The organism is Massilia sp. 9096 (genome assembly GCF_000745265.1).
Classification (GTDB): domain Bacteria; phylum Pseudomonadota; class Gammaproteobacteria; order Burkholderiales; family Burkholderiaceae_D; genus Telluria.
Genome location: NZ_JQNN01000001.1, coordinates 5,377,509 through 5,397,745, shown reverse-complemented (window position 1 = coordinate 5,397,745; position 20,237 = coordinate 5,377,509). Strand labels below are relative to the sequence as shown.

20 protein-coding genes are annotated in these 20,237 nt (G+C 67.7%); 8 read left to right on the top strand and 12 right to left on the bottom strand.

What is annotated here, in order from left to right:
* From FA90_RS23595 to xapA, 7 genes are all read right to left on the bottom strand, one after another.
* Window positions 1-777, bottom strand: a complete 777-nt coding sequence (locus FA90_RS23595; protein ID WP_051972038.1) for a DUF2076 family protein — start codon at window positions 775-777, stop codon at window positions 1-3.
* A gap of 143 nt (window positions 778-920) precedes the next feature.
* Window positions 921-1,325 (bottom strand): cytidine deaminase, encoded by a 405-nt coding sequence (locus FA90_RS23590; RefSeq protein WP_036173175.1) that lies wholly within the window; start codon window positions 1,323-1,325, stop codon window positions 921-923.
* A gap of 10 nt (window positions 1,326-1,335) precedes the next feature.
* Window positions 1,336-2,658, bottom strand: coding sequence for a thymidine phosphorylase (gene deoA, locus FA90_RS23585; protein ID WP_036173172.1), 1,323 nt, complete (start codon window positions 2,656-2,658; stop codon window positions 1,336-1,338).
* Between the two features lie 84 nt (window positions 2,659-2,742).
* Window positions 2,743-5,121 carry an aldehyde dehydrogenase family protein gene (locus FA90_RS23580; protein WP_373994624.1) on the bottom strand — a complete coding sequence of 793 codons (2,379 nt, stop codon included), beginning with the start codon at window positions 5,119-5,121 and terminating at the stop codon, window positions 2,743-2,745.
* Window positions 5,122-5,134: 13 nt separating this feature from the next.
* Entirely contained in the window at window positions 5,135-6,091 is a 957-nt protein-coding gene (gene deoC, locus FA90_RS23575) for a deoxyribose-phosphate aldolase (RefSeq protein WP_036173166.1), read from the bottom strand.
* Window positions 6,088-7,281 carry a phosphopentomutase gene (locus FA90_RS23570; protein WP_036173163.1) on the bottom strand — a complete coding sequence of 398 codons (1,194 nt, stop codon included), beginning with the start codon at window positions 7,279-7,281 and terminating at the stop codon, window positions 6,088-6,090. Before FA90_RS23570 ends, deoC begins: the two co-directional genes overlap by 4 nt.
* 13 nt (window positions 7,282-7,294) lie before the next feature.
* On the bottom strand, window positions 7,295-8,143 hold the full coding sequence (gene xapA, locus FA90_RS23565; RefSeq protein ID WP_036173160.1) for a xanthosine phosphorylase: 849 nt from the start codon (window positions 8,141-8,143) through the stop codon (window positions 7,295-7,297).
* Window positions 8,144-8,462: 319 nt separating this feature from the next.
* Here xapA and FA90_RS23560 point away from each other — a divergent pair, with 319 nt between their 5' ends.
* Genes FA90_RS23560 through FA90_RS23545 form a run of 4 tightly spaced genes read left to right on the top strand, consistent with a single transcriptional unit; the run spans window position 8,463 to window position 11,999 of the window.
* Window positions 8,463-9,587, top strand: a complete 1,125-nt coding sequence (locus FA90_RS23560) for a carbohydrate kinase (RefSeq protein WP_036173157.1) — start codon at window positions 8,463-8,465, stop codon at window positions 9,585-9,587.
* 31 nt (window positions 9,588-9,618) lie between these two features.
* Complete coding sequence (locus FA90_RS23555) at window positions 9,619-10,533, top strand: pseudouridine-5'-phosphate glycosidase (protein WP_036176883.1); 915 nt, start codon at window positions 9,619-9,621, stop codon at window positions 10,531-10,533.
* A 15-nt stretch (window positions 10,534-10,548) separates the two neighbouring features.
* Complete coding sequence (locus FA90_RS23550; protein WP_036173155.1) at window positions 10,549-11,451, top strand: LysR family transcriptional regulator; 903 nt, start codon at window positions 10,549-10,551, stop codon at window positions 11,449-11,451.
* Window positions 11,448-11,999: a GNAT family N-acetyltransferase gene (locus FA90_RS23545; RefSeq protein WP_307172291.1), complete on the top strand. Its 552-nt coding sequence runs from the start codon at window positions 11,448-11,450 to the stop codon at window positions 11,997-11,999. The genes FA90_RS23550 and FA90_RS23545 overlap by 4 nt, the downstream gene beginning before the upstream one ends.
* A 17-nt stretch (window positions 12,000-12,016) precedes the next feature.
* Here FA90_RS23545 and pcp read toward each other — a convergent pair whose 3' ends face one another.
* The 3 genes from pcp to FA90_RS23530 all read right to left on the bottom strand — a co-directional run bounded on the left by pcp (window position 12,017) and on the right by FA90_RS23530 (window position 14,507).
* Complete coding sequence (gene pcp / locus FA90_RS23540) at window positions 12,017-12,679, bottom strand: pyroglutamyl-peptidase I (RefSeq protein WP_036173152.1); 663 nt, start codon at window positions 12,677-12,679, stop codon at window positions 12,017-12,019.
* 137 nt (window positions 12,680-12,816) lie between these two features.
* On the bottom strand, window positions 12,817-13,785 hold the full coding sequence (locus FA90_RS23535; RefSeq protein ID WP_036173149.1) for a DUF979 domain-containing protein: 969 nt from the start codon (window positions 13,783-13,785) through the stop codon (window positions 12,817-12,819).
* On the bottom strand, window positions 13,782-14,507 hold the full coding sequence (locus tag FA90_RS23530) for a DUF969 domain-containing protein (RefSeq protein WP_036173146.1): 726 nt from the start codon (window positions 14,505-14,507) through the stop codon (window positions 13,782-13,784). Before FA90_RS23530 ends, FA90_RS23535 begins: the two co-directional genes overlap by 4 nt.
* Window positions 14,508-14,698: 191 nt before the next feature.
* Between FA90_RS23530 and FA90_RS23525 the strand changes: the two genes are divergently transcribed.
* On the top strand, window positions 14,699-15,898 hold the full coding sequence (locus FA90_RS23525) for a hypothetical protein (RefSeq protein WP_051972037.1): 1,200 nt from the start codon (window positions 14,699-14,701) through the stop codon (window positions 15,896-15,898).
* A 52-nt stretch (window positions 15,899-15,950) separates the two neighbouring features.
* Here the strand turns inward: FA90_RS23525 and FA90_RS23520 are convergent, their stop codons facing one another.
* Window positions 15,951-16,553 carry a hypothetical protein gene (locus FA90_RS23520; protein WP_036173143.1) on the bottom strand — a complete coding sequence of 201 codons (603 nt, stop codon included), beginning with the start codon at window positions 16,551-16,553 and terminating at the stop codon, window positions 15,951-15,953.
* Window positions 16,550-16,852 carry a YciI-like protein gene (locus FA90_RS23515; protein ID WP_036173141.1) on the bottom strand — a complete coding sequence of 101 codons (303 nt, stop codon included), beginning with the start codon at window positions 16,850-16,852 and terminating at the stop codon, window positions 16,550-16,552. Before FA90_RS23515 ends, FA90_RS23520 begins: the two co-directional genes overlap by 4 nt.
* Before the next feature lie 141 nt (window positions 16,853-16,993).
* On the opposite strand from FA90_RS23515, the gene FA90_RS23510 reads away from it, so the two are divergent.
* From FA90_RS23510 to FA90_RS23500, 3 genes are all read left to right on the top strand, one after another.
* Complete coding sequence (locus FA90_RS23510; protein ID WP_036173139.1) at window positions 16,994-17,536, top strand: DUF2231 domain-containing protein; 543 nt, start codon at window positions 16,994-16,996, stop codon at window positions 17,534-17,536.
* Window positions 17,537-17,742: 206 nt separating this feature from the next.
* Window positions 17,743-18,849 (top strand): alpha/beta hydrolase, encoded by a 1,107-nt coding sequence (locus FA90_RS23505; protein WP_307172287.1) that lies wholly within the window; start codon window positions 17,743-17,745, stop codon window positions 18,847-18,849.
* 368 nt (window positions 18,850-19,217) lie between these two features.
* Window positions 19,218-20,219: a BMP family protein gene (locus tag FA90_RS23500; RefSeq protein ID WP_036173137.1), complete on the top strand. Its 1,002-nt coding sequence runs from the start codon at window positions 19,218-19,220 to the stop codon at window positions 20,217-20,219.
* Window positions 20,220-20,237 lie beyond the last annotated feature (18 nt).

Sequence of the window (20,237 nt, the reverse complement as noted above, 5' to 3'; positions counted from 1 at the left end):
TTAGCTGAACAGCCCGTCGTCCGAACCGTCGCCGTCGAAGAAACCCTGGCCGCCGCCATCGTCCAGGCTGCCGATGTCGGCGCTGCTGTCGAACAAGCCTTCGGCCGGCTGGCCGATCGAGCTGTCGACGTCGCCCAGGCCTGCCTGGTCGGCCAGGCCGCTGCCCGACTGGTCGTTGAACAGATTGTTGGCCGGGTCGTCGCTGTTGAGCAGGTGGTTGCCGCCGCTGCCGCCATGGTGCGAGAACATGTTCTCCAGGCCCTGGAACAGGAAGCCGCCGGCCGCGACGCCGGCGGCCGTGGTCGCGATCGAACCCAGCGTGCCACGCAGGCCGCCGCCGCCGCCGAAGAAGCCGCCGGGCGCGCCCATGCCCATCGGGCCGGGTGCGCTCTGGTAGCCCGGCTGGTAAGGCGGCTGATACGGCTGCTGGTTGGTCGGCTGGTATTGCTGGGTCGGAGGCGGCGCCATGCGGGCGTTGCCGCTGTTGCCCCAGCTGTTCGCGTCCGGGTAGCGGCCGTCACCCTGCTGGCCTTGCTGGTCCTGCCGGCCATCCTGCAGGCTGCGCAGCTGGTTCTGCAGCGCGCTGATCTGGGTACGGGCATTGTTCAAGCCCTGCTCCAGCAGCAGCGCACGCTGCACCAGCAGGTAGGCGGCGTCGGGCTGCTGGGCGACCGCACGCTGGATCAGCGCGTCGGCTTCCTGGTCTTTCTGGATGCCGCGCGCCTGGATCAGCTGCGTCAGGAAATCGGTCAACTTGTGCTCGTCTTGCGGGCTCATATCTGCTCCTAACTGAAAAATTCGGCTTGTCTCCCATGTTGTGGGGACTGCATGGATTTCAAGTTTGTCAGCAAATCGCCCGCACGCGCGCACGCATGCCCACGTACGTACGCGGGCGCGCGCGGGTGTGCCCGTGAGAGCGCCTACTTTTGCAGGTCGCGCCCGCCGAAGGCGTTCGGCAATTGCGCGGCGGCCGTGGTTTCCATCAGGTCGCCCTTCAGGTTGGTCAGCACCACGGGCAGTTCGTTGCCGCCCAGTTCCAGCACCACCTGCCGGCAGGCGCCGCAGGGGGCGATCGGATCTTCGGTGTCGCCGATCACGGCCAGCGCCGTGAAGTCGCCCGGCTTGTAGCCATGGGCGATGGCCGAGAAGAACGCGGTGCGTTCGGCGCAGTTGCACAGGCCGTAGGAGGCGTTTTCGACGTTACAGCCGCGGAACACCCGACCGTCCTTGCATTCCAGCGCGGCGCCGACCTTGAAGTTCGAGTACGGCGTGTAGGCCAGTTCGCGTGCGGCGCGGGCCTCGCCGATGAGTTTTTCGTATTGCATGAGCACCTCCTTATGGGCGGATCGTCTTGTAGATCGTCGGCGCGACGGCCGGCGCCACCTCGGCGATGCGGTAGGCGGCCTGCACCTCGCGCACGGCGCGCTCGGCGCCTTCCTGCGTGCGCGCATGCACCAGCGCCAGCGGCTGGCCCGCCTCGACCTTCGCGCCCAGCTCGACCAGGCCGGTCAGGCCGACCGCGAAGTCGATCGCATCCTGCGGACGTACGCGCCCGCCGCCCAGGCCGACCACGGCCAGGCCGAGGCTGCGGCAATCGGTCGCGTAGGCGTAGCCGGACTCCAGCGCCGGGACCGGCAGCACGATCGGCGCGGCGGCCAGGTAGGCATCCGGACGCTCCATCAGGTCGGCCGGGCCGCCCAGCACGCTCACCATGCGCGCGAAACGCTCGGCGGCTTCGCCCGAATCGAGGGCGTGCTGCAGCCTGGCGTTGGCTTCCTCGTGGGTGGCGGCCAGGCCCGAGATGACCAGCATTTCGGCGCACAGCGCCATCGTGACTTCGTGCAGGCGCGCCGGGCGCGATCGTCCGGTCAGGTAGTCGATCGCGACGCGCACTTCGACCGCGTTGCCGGCGGCCGGGCACAGCGACTCGTTCATGCCGGTCAGGATCGCCGAGGTCCTGGTGCCGGCGCCGTTGCCGACCTGGACGATCGAGTCGGCCAGTTCGACCGATTTCTCGTAGGTCGGCATGAAGGCGCCACTGCCGACCTTCACGTCCATCACGAGCGCATCCAGCCCGGCCGCCAGTTTCTTGGACAGGATCGAGCCGGTGATCATCGCCACCGATTCGACGGTGGCCGTGGTGTCGCGGATGCTGTAGAAGCGCTTGTCGGCCGGCGCCAGCTGGGCGGTCTGGCCGATGATGGCGACGCCGACTTCCTTCACCACTTTCTTGAACAGCGCGGGATCGGGCACGGTCGAATAGCCCGGGATCGAATCGAATTTGTCGAGCGTACCGCCGGTGTGGCCCAGGCCGCGGCCCGAGATCATCGGCACGAAGCCGCCGCAGGCGGCGACCATCGGCCCCAGCATCAGCGAGACCACGTCGCCGACGCCGCCGGTCGAGTGCTTGTCGAGCACCGGACCCGGCAGGTCGAGCGATTTCCATTCCATGACCTGGCCGGAATCGCGCATCGCCAGTGTGAAGGCGACGCGTTCGTCCATCGTCATGTCCTTGAAGTAGACCGCCATCGCCAGCGCGGCGATCTGGCCTTCGGTGGTGCGGCCGTCGGGAATGCCGGCGACGAAGAATTTGATCTCTTCAGCGCTCAGGGCGCCGCCGTCGCGCTTTTTGCGGACGATTTCTTGGGGGAGGAACATAAGCGTTTCACTCTCTTAAAAATAACCGTGGGGTGGACACGCCGTGCCCACCCCACCTGGGCGCTCATCACGCCACACGTTCAATCAGACGCCGTACGGAATCCAGACGTTTTTCACCTGCGACGCATGCTGGAGAACAGTGCGGCCGCACGCCTGCTTCGCATCGAACCAGTCGCGCCCCTTGGCGCCGCCGGTCCAGGTGCGCTTGAGCGAATCGGCCGACAGGCGCTCGACTTCGGCACAACCCCCGGCAGAACCGTCGTGGCGCCACACCGCATCGACGTCGAAGTGCGAGGCCAGCGTGCGCGCCAGCTCGTCGTGGCTGCCGGTGACGATGTTCAGGGCGCCGCCCGGCAGGTCCGAGGTGTCGAGCACCTGGTACAGGTCGAGCGCGGACAGCGGATGCGCTTCCGACGGCACCGCCACCACGCGGTTGCCCAGCGCCAGGGCCGGCGCCACCAGCGAGATGAAGCCCAGCAGCGGGTTCTCGTTCGGGCAGACGATGCCGATCACGCCGACCGGCTCGTTCAGCGCCACCGTAATGCCGTGCATCGGCGGCTGGTGCGCCAGGCCGTCGTACTTGTCGGCCCAGGCGGCCCAGTAGAACAGGCGCTCGATCGAGGCCTGCACCTCTTGTTCCGCGGTCTTCGAGCCGGTCTGCGCGGCGATGCGCGCGGCGAATTCACCGGCGCGCACCGCCAGGTTCTCGGCGATGTAGTACAGCACCTGGGCGCGGTTGTGCGCGGTCGCCTTCGACCAGCCGGCCGCCTTGTGCGCGGCTTCGACGGCGTTGCGGATGTCCTTGCGGCTGCCTTCGCCGATGTCGGCCAGGAAGGCGCCGTCGGCGTCCAGGATCGCGCGGCTGTAGGCGCCGTCCGGGCGCGCCTGCTTGCCGCCGATGTACATCTTGGCGGTGCGGTCGACGGCGAACGGGTTGCCCTGTTCCGACTGCTTGACCTTGCCCTGTTCGGCCATCACCGGCGCGGCCGGACGGCGGTCTTCGGCCAGCGGGGTGAGGTACTCGTACATGCCCTCTTTGCCGCCTTCGCGGCCGTAGCCCGATTCCTTGTAGCCGCCGAAGCCGCAGGCGGCATCGAACTGGTTGGCGCTGTTGATCCACACCACGCCGGCCTTGATCTGCGGCGCGACGTCCAGCGCCAGGCTGATCGACTCGGTCCAGACGCAGGCGGCCAGACCATACACCGTGTTGTTGGCCAGCTGGACCGCCTCGCCCGGCGTGCGGAAGCTCGACGCCACCAGCACCGGGCCGAAGATCTCGGCCTGCGCCACGGTCGCCGTGGTCGAGGCGCCGGTGATCAGGGTCGGCAGGTACCAGGCGCCGGCGGTCGGGGTCTCGGCGGTCGGCTGCCAGATCTCGCAACCCTCGGCCCTGGCCGATTCGACCAGGCCGTGGATGCGCTGCTGCTGCACCGGATCGACCAGCGCGCCGATGTCGTTCGACTTGTCCAGCGGCGAGCCGACGCGCAGGTTCTGCATGCGTGCCTTGACCTTGGCGATGAAGCGCGGGTAGATCGATTCCTGCACCAGCAGGCGCGAACCGGCGCAGCAGACCTGGCCCTGGTTGAACCAGATCGAGTCGACCAGGCCTTCGACCGCGGCGTCGAGATCGGCGTCGTCGAACACGATGAACGGCGACTTGCCGCCCAGTTCCAGCGACAGCTTCTTGCCGCTGCCGGCGGTGGCTTTGCGGATGATGCGTCCGACTTCGGTCGAGCCGGTGAAGGCCAGCTTGTCGATGCCCGGATGGTTGACGATCGCTTCGCCGACACGGCCGTCGCCGGTGACGATGTTGACCACGCCGGCCGGCACGCCGGCCTGCTGGCAGATCTCGGCGAACAGCAGCGCGGTGAGCGAGGTGAACTCGGCCGGCTTGAACACGACCGTGTTACCGGCCGCCAGCGCCGGGGCGATCTTCCATGCCAGCATCAGGAGCGGGAAGTTCCACGGCACGATCTGGCCGACCACGCCGACGGCGCGGTAGTCCGCGAACTCTTCCGACTGCAGCTGGGCCCAGCCGGCGTGGTGATAAAAGTGACGTGCGGCCAGCGGCAGGTCGGCGTCGCGGGTTTCGCGGATGGTCTTGCCGTTGTCCAGGGTCTCGAGCACGGCGAACAGGCGCGCATGCTTTTGCAGCAGGCGCGCGAGCGCGTACAGCACGCGCGCGCGGCCGTGACCGCCCAGGGCCACCCAGCCCGGCTGGGCCTTGCGCGCCGCCGCGACGGCGCGTTCGACGTCGTCGCCGGTCGCCTGGGTCACCTGCGCCAGTTCGCCGCCGTCGGCCGGGTTGAACGAGCCAAAGGTCTCAGCCGCCTCGCTCCAGGCGCCGTCGATGAACAGGCCGAAACGGCGGCCATGCTGGTCCAGCCACGCTTGCGCTTCCTTGGTGCTCTCGGGTGCGGGACCGTAATCCATAGTCTGAAGAATCTCTTTAATTGTTGGCATGACGAATCCTGATTCAAGGTTGCGCGTGGCGATAGGCGGCCGAGTAGTTCCCGGTGACGTAGTGCTCGAGCTGGCGCTCGATGTCGGTCAGCAGGCTCGAGGCGCCGATGCGGAACAGGTGCGGCTGCAGCCATTCGTTGCCCAGCTCTTCCTTCATCACCGTCAGGTATTGCAGCGCCGCCTTGGCGGTGCCGACGCCGCCGGCCGGCTTGTAGCCGACCTTGAAGCCGGTCTGCTCGTAGTAGTCGCGGATCGCGCGCACCATCGTCAGCGACACCGGAATCGTCGCGTTCACGCCTTCCTTGCCGGTCGAGGTCTTGATGAAGTCGGCGCCGGCCATCATGCACACCCACGAGGCCTTGGCCACGTTGTCGAGCGTGACCAGTTCGCCGGTCGCGAGGATGGCTTTCACGTGCGCGTCGCCGCAAGCCTTGCGGTAGGCGACCATCTCGTCGTACAGCGCCTGCCAGTTGCCGGTCAGGACGTGCTGGCGCGTGATCACGATGTCGATCTCGGTGGCGCCCGCGGCGACCGACAGTTCGATCTCGCGCAGCTTGGTTTCCAGCGACGACAGGCCCGCCGGGAAGGCGGTCGACACCGCCGCGATCGGCAAGCGGCCCTGCAGTATCTGCACGGCCGGCCCGATCATCTCGTGGTACACGCAGACGGCGCCGGTGGTGAGATGGTCCAGGCCGAGCGCCTCCATCAGGTCGGCGCGCAGTGGACGCATGGCCTTGCGGCACAGGCGCTCGACGCGGCCCGGGGTGTCGTCGCCGGAGAGCGTGGTCAGGTCGATGCACTCGATCGCGCGGACCAGCCAGGCGGCCTGGTATTCCTTCTTGACCGTGCGGCGGTTGGCCAGGCTGGCGGCGCGGCGGTCGGCGGCGTTGCGGTTGACCTTCAGGTGGTTGATCCAGCCCAGGTCCAGGTCGATGGCCGTGTTACGTTTGAAATCCAGGTTCGGGCTCATAGCAGGGCAGTTCCGTTAGCAAGGGGTTTGACGCCGAGGTGGTGCGCGAGGGTCGCGCCGATGTCGCTGAAGGTGTCGGACACGGCCAGCTCGCGCGCGGGCGCTGCCGGGCCGAAGAACAGCATCGGGATGTGCTCGCGCGTGTGGTCCGAGCCGGCCCAGGTCGGGTCGCAGCCGTGGTCGGCGGTGATCACGACCAGGTCGCCCTCGCGCAGCTTGGCGGTGAATTCGGGCAGGCGCGCGTCCAGCTCGCGCAGCGCGTCGGCATAGCCGGCGACGTCGCGGCGGTGGCCGAAGTGCATGTCGAAGTCGACGAAGTTCACGAAGGTCAGCGACTTGTCGCCGGCCGTGTCGGCCACTTCCAGCAGGCGGTCGAACAGGGCCATGTTGTCGGCGCCCTTGATCAGTTGCGTGACGCCCTGCCCCGCGAAGATGTCGCTGATCTTGCCCAGCGCGATGACCTCGCCGCCATCGTTCTTGACGTGGTCGAGCAGGGTCGGCGCGACCGGCGGCACGGCATAGTCGTGGCGGTTGCTGGTGCGCTTGTAGCTGCCGCTGCTGCCTGTGAACGGACGCGCGATCACGCGGCCGATGTTGTACGGCTTGACCAGCTCGTAGGCGGCTTCGCACACTGCGTACAGGCGCTCGAGGCCGAAGTGCTCCTCGTGCGCGGCGATCTGCAGCACCGAGTCGGCCGAGGTGTAGAGGATCGGTTTGCCGGTGGCGACGTGCTCGTCGCCGAGTTCGGCGATGATGGTGGTGCCGGAGGCGTGGCAGTCGCCCAGCCAGCCCGGCACGCCCGTCACTTCCTTCAGTTTATCGGTCAGCTCTTGCGGGAAGCTCGGCACGGTCTTCGGGAAGTAGCCCCAGTCGAAGCGGACCGGCACGCCGGCGATTTCCCAGTGGCCGCTCTGCGTGTCCTTGCCGGTCGACTGCTCGCGTGCGACGCCCCAGGCGCCCGAAAAGCCTTCGCGTTTCTGGAAGCCCACCGGCCACTCGCCGCTGGCCTTGTGCGCGGCGGCGCCCAGGCCGATCTTTTCGAGATTGGGCAGGTGCAGCGGCGCGCCGCTGTCCGCCGCCCACTTGGCGATGTGGCCGAGGGTGTTGGCCCCTAGATCGCCGTACTTCTCCGCGTCCGGCAGCGCGCCGAGGCCGAAGGAGTCAAGCAGGAGGATGAATGCGCGTGACATGGCGTTCTCCTGTTCAGGCAGCGGTGGTTGCGCTCGGCGTGGCGCCCAGGCGCTCGATGAAGGCGTGGATCAGCTGGACCAGGTCCTTGGCCGCGATCGCCGCGTATTTCAGGGTCTGCTCGTGCGACAGCGGGAACGGGCTCAGGCCTTCGGCCAGGTTGGTGATGGCCGACACGCCGGCGACCTTCAGGCCGCAGTGGCGCGCGGCGATCACTTCCGGCACCACCGACATGCCGACCACGTCGGCGCCCAGCGTCTTGAAGGCGCGGATTTCGGCCGGGGTCTCGAAGTGCGGACCCGGGCAGGACAGGTAGACGCCCTCGTGCAGCGTGATGCTCTTTTCGCTTGCCACGGTCTTGATCAGGTCGCGGATCCCGGCGTCGTAGGCGTTGGCCATGCTGAAGAAGCGCGGGCCGAAGCGGTCGTCGTTCGGGCCGGCCATCGGGCTGCCCGGCAGCAGGTTGATGTGGTCGGTCAGCACGACGACGCTGCCGGCGTCGACTTCCGGACGCAGCGAGCCGGCCGCGTTGGTCACGAACAGCATCTCGCAGCCCAGCAGCTTGAACGTGCGCACCGCCGAGGTCATCACGCTGGCGCCGTAGCCTTCGTAAAAGTGGCCGCGGCCCTTCATGCAGGCGACCGGCACGCCGGCCAGGGTACCCAGCACCAGTTCGCCGGCGTGGCCATGCACGGTGCTGATCGGGAAGCCCGGCAGCTCGGCGTAGCTGATCGACACCGCGTCCAGCATCTGCTCGGCCAGCACGCCCAGGCCGGAGCCGAGGATCAGGGCGACGCGCGGAGTAAAGCCGGGTTTGCGGGCGCGGATGACGTCGGCGGCTTCGAATGGGGTGTTGCTGGACATGGACGATGTTCCTTTTGAGATCGGCGGTATGGGATGGATGACGCTGGGTGCAGTGCCTGGCGCTGCTTCGCGCACGCTTTGCGGGCAGGCGACGCACCAAAATGTTCTAACTATGCATTATCGCGAATTGGTATGGCAAATACCATTTTTCTGGCCGATTTATATGTGGAATGTATAAATCCGAGCTACCATGTTTTGGGCGCCAATAAGCTTGTCATGCCTGCATGCAATGCTGGAAATGTTTGCCATTCATGCTCGACGTTGACTCTGCCTAAACATATGTCTAATCTTGCAGACAATTGTTGACACCCATCCTATCGTGACGGAACAGACTAAAAAACAACAACTGCTCGAGCTGATACGGTCCAATCCCTTCATCTCGCAGCAGGACCTCGCCGTCCAGCTCGGTTTGTCGCGCTCCGCGGTGGCCGGCCATATCGCCGGACTGATCCGCGAACGCAAGCTGCTCGGCCGCGCCTATGTGCTGCCGGCCGAGCGGGAGCGCCGGCCGGTGGCCTGCGTCGGCGCCGCCAACCTCGACCGCAAGCTGCGCTCCACCGGTCCGCTCACGCTGCGCACTTCGAACCCGGCCAGCGCCGTCGAATCGTTCGGCGGAGTGGCGCGCAACATCGCCGAGAACCTGGCGCGGCTAGGCACGCAGGTTGCTTTATTGACTGCGATCGGCAACGACAGCTCGGGCGCCGCCCTGCTCGCCCATGCCGAATCGCTCGGCATCGACACGCGCGGCGCCTTGCGGTTCGAGGATGCCGCCAGCGGCACCTACACCGCCGTGCTGGACCAGGATGGCGACATGGTCGTGGCGCTGGCCGACATGGCGCTGTACGACCGTGTCGACGCGGCTTTCGTCGCCAGCCGCCAGGCCCAGCTGGCCAGCGCGGCGCTGGTGGTGGCGGATTTGAACCTGCCGCTGGCGACGGTCGACGCGCTGGTGCAGGAAGTTCGGCGCGGTGGCATGGAACTGGTGCTGGTGGCGGTGTCCGAGCCGAAGATGGCGCGCTTGCCGCGCGACCTGCGCGGCGCGGGCTTACTGATCCTGAACGCCGGCGAGCTGGGCGCGCGTGTCGGGCGCACGCTCGCGCGCGAGGCGGAGATCGAAGCCGCGATGCGCGAGGTACAAGCGCAGGGCGTGCGCGACCTGGTGGTCACGCGCGGCGCCGACGGCGTCATGTTGACCACGCCCGGCGACGTCAAGCGCCTGGCCGCGCCGGATGCGCAGGTGGTCGACGTGACCGGCGCCGGCGACGCGTTCGCGGCGGCGGTCTGCTGGTCGCTGCTGCAAGCGCCGGCCGAGCGCGAGGATGCCGGTGGCAGCGCCCTCGAATTGGCCTGCCGGCGCGGCCTGGCGCTATCGAAGCTGACGCTGGGCGCAGCCGAGACGGTGTATCCGGGCATCGGCCCGCAGACTTTGGCTGACGTAATCTGAACTTGAATCACATCGCAGGACAACCATGAACATGCAAAGCTTTCTCCAGTTTTCTCCCGAAGTCGACGCGGCGCGCGCCGCCGGCAAACCCATCGTCGCGCTCGAGTCGACCATCATCTCGCACGGCATGCCCTACCCGCAGAACGTGCAGACCGCGCGCGAGGTCGAAGCGGTGATCCGCGACGCCGGCGCCGTGCCGGCCACCATCGCCATCATCGACGGCCGCATCTGCGTCGGCCTGTCGAACGAGCAGCTCGAGCTGCTGGGCCAATCGAAGGACGCCATGAAGGTCAGCCGGCGCGACCTGGCCTACGTGCTGGCGACCGGCAAGCTGGGCGCGACCACGGTGGCGGCGACCATGATCTGCGCCGAGCTGGCCGGCATCGAGGTGTTCGTCACCGGCGGCATCGGCGGCGTGCACCGCGGCGCCGAGACCAGCTTCGACATCTCGGCCGACCTGCAGGAACTGGCTTCGACCTCGGTCGCCGTGGTGTGCGCGGGCGTCAAATCCATCCTCGACATCGGCCTGACGCTGGAATACCTCGAGACCCACGGCGTGCCGGTGGTGAGCGTCGGCCAGCCGGGCTTCCCGGCCTTCTTCACGCGCGAATCCGGCTTCGACGCCGACTTCCAGCTCGACACCGCGCAGGAACAGGCGCGCTTCATCCGCACCAAGTGGCAGCTCGGCCTGAAGGGCGGCGTGGTGGTCAGCAATCCGGTGCCGGCGGAATCGGCGATGCGCAACGACGAGATCGACGGCATCATCGCGCAGGCGCTGGGCGAGGCCGGCCAGCAAGGCGTGAAAGGCAAGGCGGTCACGCCCTTCCTGCTGGCGCGCATCAAGGAGCTGACCGGCGGGCGCAGCCTGGCGACCAACATCGCGCTGGTCAAGCACAACGCGCTGGTCGGCGCGCGCCTGGCGGTGGCGCTGGCAAACGAGGCATAACCTGCACGGGATCCCATGTCGATCGACCTGAAGCAGCTGAAATACTTCCTGGCCGTGGCCGAAGAAAAAAGCTTCAGCCGCGCCGCCGAGCGCCTGCACATTTCGCAGCCGCCGTTGTCGCAGCAGATCATGAAGCTCGAGAGCGAACTCGGGGTGCGCCTGTTCGCGCGCACCACGCGCAGCTTCGAGCTGACCGTGGCCGGCAAGGCGCTGATGCACGAGGCGGCCGACCTGCTCGGGCGCATGCGCATGACGATCGACACCATCCGCCAGATCGACCGCGGCGAGGTCGGGCGCCTGCGCGTGGGCATCGTCGGCTCGGCGATGTGGGGACCGATTCCCGGCCTGCTCGAACAGTTCCAGAGCCAGTTCCCGCGCGTGACCTGGACCATCCACGAACTCGGGCCCAACGACCAGTGGGACGCGCTGCGCGCCCGGCAGATCGACGTCGGCTTCTGGCGCGAGCCCAAGCTCGACGAGGACGTGCTGCGCCACGCCAACCTGCGCCAGGAGCTGTGCTTCCGCGAGAACGTGTGCGTGGCGATCAACGCCAATCACCCGCTGGCCCGGCAGGACGGCATCGAACTGACCGACATCGGGACCGAGCCGATGCTGACGCTGCACCTGGACCAGTCGGCCGAGCCGCGCTACCTGATCCAGTGCTGCGTCGACGCCGGCTTCCAGCCGACCATCTTCCAGCAAGCGGCCGAGCCGCAGACCTTGCTGGCCATGGTCGGCGCCGGCCTGGGCGTGGCGCTGATGCCGCAGACCACCAGCCGCATCGGCTGGCCGGGCGTGCGCTTCCTGCCGATCAGGACGAATGCGCCGTCGGCCAACCTGTACATCACCTATCCCACGCAGGACGACGCGCCGGTGGTGCGGGCTTTCCTGAAGATCCTCAATCCGGAACGCGAATGACGATGCGCACCGATTTCAGCTTGCGGGCCGCCACGACGGCCGACATCCCCGCGCTGCAAGCGCTGATCGCGCGCTCCGGCATCGGCTTGTCGAACGGCTTCTACACGCCGGAACAGGCGCAGGCGATCACGCGCGAGGTGTTCGGGGTCGACAGCCAGTTGATCGAAGACGGCACTTACTTTGCCATCGAAGCCGATGCGCGCATCGTCGCCTGCGGCGGCTGGAGCAAGCGTTCCACTGCATTCGGCGGCGACCAGCACAAGTCGGCGCCGGACCGCCTGCTCGACCCGGCGCTCGACGCGGCCAGGATCCGTGCCTTTTTCGTCGATCCGGGCATGGCGCGCCAGGGTCTGGGCTCGATGCTGATGCGCCACTGCAGCGCCCAGGCGCTGGCAGCCGGGTTCACTGTACTCGAACTGACGGCGACCATGCCGGGCGTGCCGCTGTACACCGCGCATGGCTTCGCACCGGTGCACGGCGTGAATCTGTCGCTCGCGGACGGACGGGTGGCGGTGCCGCTGACGCTGATGCGCAAGACAATCGGCTGACCGGCCAGAACGCTCCGTCAGTGGGTCGCGCCGCCCGCCTCGGCGATGTCGGCCTGTTCGGACAGCGCCAGCTCGACCGCGATGCGCAGCCCGTCGATGATCTCGTCCAGCGCCATCGAAGGCGGACGCTCCGGGCGGTCGGCCGCCTGCTCGGGCAGGAACGGCACGTGGATGAAGCCGGCCTTGATCGCCGGCTCGTCGTCCGAACGGCCGGCCACGTGGTGCATCAGGCCATAGAACACGTGGTTGCACACGAAGGTGCCGGCGGTTTGCGACACGCTCGACTTCAGCCCGCGCACGCGCAGCGCGCGCACGATGGCCTTGATCGGCAACGTGCTGAAATAGGCGGCCGGGCCGCCGGCGGCGATCGCCGCGTCGACCGGCTGCTGGCCGGCGTTGTCGAGGATCGAGGCGTCGTCGACGTTGATCGCCACCCGCTCGACCGAAATGTCCGGGCGCCCGCCGGCCTGGCCCACCGCGATCACGATGTCGGGCTTGAGCGCGTCGATGGCCTCCAGCAGCGCCAGGTTGGCGCCGCCGAACACGCACGGCAGCTGGCGCGCGACGACCTGGAAATCGGGGCCGCTCCAGCCGTCGAGCGCACGCACCGCCTCCCAGGACGGGTTGATTGCGGCGCCGTTGAAGGGTTCGAATCCGGTCAGCAGGACGGTCTTGGTCATGATTTTTCTCACTTAACGGGGACCTCGCAGAACCATCGCGAGCGGCGGCAGTGCTGGATGAGAAGCGCAGCTGTACCTTGCGTACAGCGAGCATCGCAAGCCAGCAATGCAACGCGCAGCAGGTTATGCGGGGTCCCTTATTGGTACATTAAAAAGTACAGCAGCAGGATGTTTGCCAGCAGCACCGGCAGCGCCGTCGGCAGCTGGGCCTTGATCACGGCGTTCTTGTCGGGCAGCTCGAGCAGCGCCGCCGGCACGATGTTGAAGTTCGCCGCCATCGGCGTCATCAGGGTGCCGCAGTAGGCGCTGAACATCCCGATCGCCGCCATCACGGCCGGATTCGCATGATACACCCCGACCAGCACCGGGATGCCGATCCCGCCCGCGATCACGGGAAACGCGGCGAAGCCGTTGCCCATCACGACCGTAAATACTGCCATGCCGATGCAAAACGCGGCGCAGGCCACCAGGCGCGAGTCCATGTTCACATACGACGTGGTGACGTGCGCCACCGCCTTGCCGACGCCGGCCTCGGAAAACAGCAGTCCGAGCACGGCCAGCATGTGCGGCAGCACCACCGCCCAGCTCATCGCGTCGATCAGCCGGCGCGCCTCGCGCACGCCCTGCAGCGGGGTGGCGCGCGTGAGCCAGCAGGCCAGCGCCAGCGCGGCGATCGAACCGCAGCCCATGCTCACGACCGTCAGGTTCTTCGGGTCGAGCAAGGGGCCGGCCAGCACGCCCAGGTCGAGCTTGACGTCTTTCAGCAGGGTCGAGCCGATCATCGTCACGACGGGAATCGCCAGCGCCGGGATCAGGAGGCGATGGCCCAGGCGCATGCCGCTGGCGCGGCGCGTGGACTCGTCGGGCACGCTGCTCCGGCCCGCGCGCACCAGGTTCAAGCCGCCCAGCAGCGCCATCGCCACCATCAGCACCCCGCCCCACAGCGGCGGGATGCGTTCGCCCAGCAGGTAGACCAGCGCGTACAGGCCCCAGAACAGGAAGGTGGCGACGCGGCTCGGATTGGCGCGGTCGCGCAGGTTCATGATGGCCGTCGCCGCGAACAGCAGGCCGACCAGCAGGTAGAAAAAGTCGACGGAAACGATCACTGCGGCGCTCCTGAGCGCGTTGCCGTATGCGCCGCGCGCGCGATCTGCACGTCGAGCCGGCGCAGGTTCCAGGCATGCACGACGAAGGCCGTGACGGCGGTCGGCAAGCCCCACAGCGCCATCTTGAGCGGATCGACTTCCAGCCCCTCGGCGCGCAGGATGGTCTGCATCAGCACGATGGCGCCGAAGGCCACGAACACGTCCTCGCCGAAGAACAGGCCGACGTTGTCGGTGGCGGCGCTGAGCGCGCGGATGCGCTGGCGCAGGGCGTCGTCGATGGCGCCGCCGGCGGCCGCGATGCGCGTCTCGGCGGCCGCTTCGGCCATCGGCGCGATCAAGGGGCGCACCATGTTCGGCTGCCCGCCGATGCTGGTCAGGCCGAAGGCCGCGGTCAGCTCGCGCACCAGCAGGTAGACCGTCAGCAGGCGCCCGCTGGTGGCCGAGCGGATCTTGGCGATGCTGGCCTGGGCGTGCTCCTTCAGGCCGGCGCGCTCGAGCAGGCCGATCGCCGCCAGCGGCAGCAGCAGGATCAGCGCCAGGTTGCGCGTCTTGATGAAGGCCGCGCCGAGCGACTCGAGGATCTGGACCGGCGACATGAAGGCGCACGCCCCGGTGACGCCGCAGGCCGCGATCACGACCAGCACCGGATTGGCGCGGATCAGGAAGCCGGCCACGACGACGGCGATGCCGAGCAGGGGCCACAAATTGACTGCAGTGTGCATGGTTCTCCAGCAGATGAGTTTGCCTGATATTACCCGAGTCGATGCAGGCATTGTGCCCGGTCGGCGGACACGTGGCTTTTATGCCGCTCGGGTCGGAACCTGCACAATCCGCCGAGAATCGGATTGAGCGCACGCACGGTGCGAATAGCCGCGCCGGGTAAGCTCGGGGCGTCTTCAACCCCGAGGATCCCATGAAGAATCCGACCATGGCTTTCGCGCACGGGCGCCGGTGGCGCTTTGCGACCTGGTGCGCCCTCTTGCTGGCTTCGCTGCTCGGCGCCACCGTGACCGGTTGCGGCGGCGGCGTCGACGTCGGCGTCGGCTTCGGCTGGTATTCGGAGCACGACCATCCGTGGCCCGACCATCCCGACTGGCCCAGCTGGCCCGACCGGCCGCAGGGCGCGACCGGCCTGTTCCCGATTGCCGGCGACATCTGCGGGTCCTGCACCGGCTCGCTGGATGGCACCGGCGCCGCGGCCCGCTTCAATCATCCGGAAGGCATCGCGACCGACGCCGCCGGCAAGCTGTACACGGTCGAGCCGGCCAGCCACACGGTGCGCCTGGTCACGCCGCAGGGCGTCGTCACGACGCTGGCCGGCAGCCGCGGCGTGGCCGGCTACGTCGACGGCGCCGGCGCGGCGGCGCGCTTGAACGCCCCCAGCCGCATCGCCAGCGACGCCGCCGGCAATCTCTACGTCACCGACACCGGCAACTCGGCGATCCGCTCGGTCACCCCGGGCGGCGCGGTCGCCACCGTGGCCGGCAACGGCAGCTGCGGCGCCGGCGACGGCAACGGCGCACTGGCACGCTTCTGCAATCCCAAGGGCATCGCGCTGGACCGCTCGGGCAACCTGTGGGTGGCCGACACCGGCAACCACACGGTGCGCCGCATCGACCTCAAGGGCAACGTGACCACGGTCGCCGGCAGCCCCGGCGTATGCGGCAGCGCCGACGGCCGCGGCGGCGCGGCGCGCTTCTGCAATCCGCAGGACATCGCGGTCGACCAGTGGGACAACGTGTACGTGGTCGACACCGGCAACTCGACCATCCGCATGCTCAAGCCGAACGGCGACGTCTCGACGCTGGCCGGCCAGGCCGGGCAATGCGGCGCGGTCGACGGCAGCCCGACGGTGTCGCGCCTGTGCGCGCCGTCCGGCATCGCGGTCGACGGCAACGACCTGTACATCGCCGACACCGACAACGCGCTGATCCGCCGCATCAACCTGGACAATGTGACCAGCACGGTGGCCGGCGTGAGCGGCAGGCAGGGCATCCTGCTCAATGCCCTGCCGGGCGGGCTCGATCACCCGGTCGGCATCGTGCTGACGCCGGACGGCGCGCTGGCGCTGACCACGCACAACCTGCTGGTCAAGCTGCTGGTGGCGAATTGAACGCCGCATCTGCCGGCGCGGTTCAGTCCTTCTCAGTGCGGCTCGGTGCGGCTCAGTGCGGCGCAGCAGCCAGACGCTGGGCCACCGCATCCAGCGTCACCGCGTCGCCTTCGTCGCGCGCGAGCGCGCCCAGGTCCACGCCCGCGACGACGCCAAAGCGGAACGCCTTGAGCCGCACCTGCTGCTGGCCGTCCTTGCTGGTCACCGGCGCCCATTCGACCAGGCCCGGCCTGACGTGCACCAGGATCGGCGTATGGGTCACCGGGAAATGCGCGCTGCCGCTCCACTCGCCGATGCGGCCGTCGAAGCTGTACGGACCCGGCTGGACGGTGCCGAGCAACACCCGCTCCACCTGCACCTCGGTTTTCTGGCAACCGCCATCGTCGGCGATGCAGACCTCGGTCGAGCCATCCTCGTTGCGGGTGAACTTCGACGGGCACAACTCCGGACACGCCATGCCGCCGCGCGGCGCCAGGCTGATGCGCTCGACGCGTGCGACGAACAAGGCTTCCTGCTGCGTCGGCGTTTGCATCTGCACCCGCGTTTGCGTCGGCATCTGCGTTTCCTTTTGCGCCTGCGTCGGCGCCACAGTGCAGGCCGTGAGCGCCAGCGCGATGCACGACAGGACGATCTTCATGGTTGGGCGCAGCATCATTCCGGCCGCACCGGATTGCACGCATCCTTGCCGACGACCGTATTCCATGCCCGCACGCGCCAGTTTTTGACCAGGCCGTGGGTCACGTACGGATCGGCCTGGGCGAAGCGTTCGGCGGGCTCGGGCGTGTCGCCGGAAAACAGCAGCAGCGCAGTGTCGGCCGGGTCGGTGAGCGCACCGGCGATCAGCATCTCGCCGCACTCCTGGGCGTCCCAGGCCAGCTGCAAGTGTTCGTTGCGGAATTCGCCGCGGCGCTCCAGGTAGTCGGGCGCCAGGTCGTAGGTCAGCAGGTAGTGCACGGCATCTCCTCGGGTTCTGCTTGTGTTTATAAAACAATATCTTAACTTGGAAGACGGCGCTGGCGTTCCTTGCCGTACCGTGCGAAAGCCAACGGCCGGGCTGTGCCACACTAGACACCAGATCGATCTCTGGAGAATGCCATGTCAGAATCCACTGCCGCGCACCGCTCGCTGCATCCGCTGCTGATCGTGGCGCCGGCTGCGCTGATTCCCCTCGGTTTCATCTTCGATGCGCTGCACCGCGCGACCGACAACGAGGCCTACGCCAAGGCCGCGTATGCCAGCCTGGCCGGCGGCCTGATCGGCGGAACGGTGGCGGCCGTGGCCGGCGCCAGGGATTATCTCGAGATCGAGTCCGATAGCGAGGTCAAGCGCACCGCCAACGTGCACGCGATGCTCAACGGCGGCGTAATGGCGGTTACCGTCGCCAACCTGGCGCTGCGCAGCAGGGATGCCGGGCCCGGCACTGGGTCGCTGATCCTGTCGGCGCTCGGCGCACTCGGGATTGCGGTGTCGGGCCTGTTCGGCGCGCGCACGGCGCACGAGCAGAACGCGCATGCGCCCGGCGCCGGTCCTGCCGGGAAGGCGCCCGACCTCGACGTGGCGCAGCCCGATTCGCTCATCGGCAAGGCGATGCAGCGCGTCGAGCGTTACGCCCCTTCGTTCGGGCCGACGCTGTACTGAGTCTGCGCCGACGCCGCACCGACACTGCGCTGGCGCTGCCGGGCACGGCGCCAGCTCCCTGCCTGACCCTCTTGAACATGTTGCTTTAGCGCCACTTTTCTGCCGCGCCGCGCATCTGCGCACGAATTGCTGAGCAACACACAGCAATAATCAAAAGGCAGAGGTAGACTAGGGCCATGGATACACGTAAGAAAATAGCGGCGGGAATGGCTGGCTTTGCCAGCATGGTATGGCTGGGCCTCACGGCGGCGGTGGCGGCCAACCAGCGCCGGCTGGTGTTCAACCCCACGGTCGAGCGCGAAGTCCAAAGCCCGCGCAGCAGCGCCCACCGCACGCGCCCGGTGGTGCTGCGCGCCGCCGACGGCACCCGCCTGTCCGGCTGGCTGATGACCCCGATGACGCGCGGCCCGCATCCGGCCGTCGTGTACTTCGGCGGACGCTCGGAAGAAGTGTCCTGGGTCGTGCGCGATGCCGGCAAGCTGTTTCCCGACATGACGGTGCTGGCCGTGAATTACCGCGGCTATGGCGAATCGCACGGCGAGCCGGCCGAAATCTTCATGGTCGAGGACGGCTGCATGCTGTTCGACTGGCTCGCTGCGCGGCCCCATGTCGATCCGCGCCGCATCGCCGTGGTCGGGCGCAGCCTGGGTTCCGGCGTCGCTGTGCAGGTCGCCAAGGAACGGTCGGCGCATTCGGTGGTGCTGATCACGCCCTACGATTCGATCCTGGCCCTAGCCAAGCGCAAGTTCCGCGTGATGCCGATCGAATACCTGCTGCGCCACCGCTTCGAATCGATCAAGTTCGCGCCCTCCCTCAAGGCGCCGACCTACGTGCTGCGCGCCACCAGCGACGACGTCGTGCCGCATTCGCACACCGACCAGCTGGTCGCCAAGCTGGCCCAGCTGTGCGGCGACGATATCATTCCCGGTTCCGACCACCTCAACATTCCGTATCTGGAAGCGACCCAGAGTCGCATCGCCGACTTCCTGAGCGCGCAGTTCGCCAAGCCGATCGCGACCGTGGCCGCCGAGACCGCCGCGGCCGTCATCGCCGATGCCGCCGCCGCCGCGGCGCCGCTGCCGCTTGCCCCAGCGGCCCAGCCACCGGCAACGGCGCCACAAACCACGGCCCCGACGTCGGCCGTGGCGCAAGTTCTGGCGGCAGCACCGGTCCTGGCCGCCGCCCTGCCGGTGGCGGCCGCGCCCGTCCAGGCCGTCGTGCAGCCGGCCGATCCGTCCGCAGCCGCGCCGGCCAATGTGCCCGTCCCACTGCTGAATGCGACTGCCCCATCTCTGCCCGCCGCCGGCAAATAGCCGCACAACGGGGCACATTGGAACGCGCCCGCTGCAAATACGGCGGCGCGCGGCTGTCTTGGAGAACTGTGGTTTTCTGAGAGAAAGCCGTAAAAGTTGTCTCTATTTATATTTCCACTAAATAAATTGCGAAGTAAAATCGTATTTGCCACGTATAAACGGGCTGATGCATAGTTGTCAGATCAGCTGCGCAGGTCGATGAAGTTCGAATCGCAGCGATGCGATCAGCCTGCGCCAGCCTTGTCCAGAGTCAGTCGTACCCCCAGGATGTCAGCAGGTTTGCCAGAATCCGCCGGCGCGATGGCGCTATCCGGCCTCGCAACGCGCGCGTTGCGCCGGTACAATTACGGGATTCCAGGAGCCAATAGATGAAATTCAAGCAACTCTGTATGACGATCGCGGCGCTGTGCGCCTGCGCGAGCGCCTCGGCCGACATCGCCGGGACCAAGCTCGCCATCGTCTACGACGCCGGCGGCAAGTTCGACAAGTCCTTCAACCAGTCCGCCTCGGAAGGCGTAATGCGTTTTACGAAGGAAACCGGCGTCAAGGTGTTTGAAGCCCAGGCCAACTACGACACCCAGGCCGAACAGGTGCTGCGCGCGCTCGCGCGCAAGAAATTGCAGCTGATCGTGTCGATCGGCTTTTCCCAGACCCAGCCGGTCCAGAAGATCGCGGCCGAATACCCGAATACCCACTTCGTCATCATCGACGGCAACGCCGAGGGCAAGAACGTCAACTCGGTGCTGTTCAAGGAGCAGGAAGGTTCCTACCTGGTCGGCGTGGCCGCCGCGATGGCATCCAAGACCAAGACGCTCGGTTTCGTCGGCGGCATGGACATTCCGCTGATCCGCGCCTTCGCCTGCGGCTACGTGCAGGGCGCGAAGGCGATCCTGCCCAACGTGCAGGTGCTGCAGAACATGGTCGGCACCACCAGCACGGCCTGGAACGACCCGGCCAAGGGCGGCGAGCTGGCGCGCGCGCAGTTCGACCGCGGCGCCGACGTGGTCTTCGCCGTGGCCGGCGGCTCGGGCATGGGCGCCCTGCAGATGGCCAAGGCCAAGGGCAAGCTGGCGATCGGCGTCGACTCCAACCAGAACTACCTGCACCCGGGCACGATGCTGACCTCGATGGTCAAGCACGTCGACAACGCGACCTACGAAGCCTTCATGAAAGCCCAGAAAGGCCAGTTCACGCCGGGCATCACCTACGAAGGCCTGAAGGAAGGCGGTGTCGATTGGGCGCTGGACAAGGACAACCGCATGGTGGTGTCGAGCGAGATGGAAAAGCGCGTCAACCAGGCGCGCGCCGACATCATCAGCGGCAAGATCAAGGTCGTCGATTACCGTACGAGCGGCTCGTGCCCGCAGTAAGCAGGACCGTTTAATTTT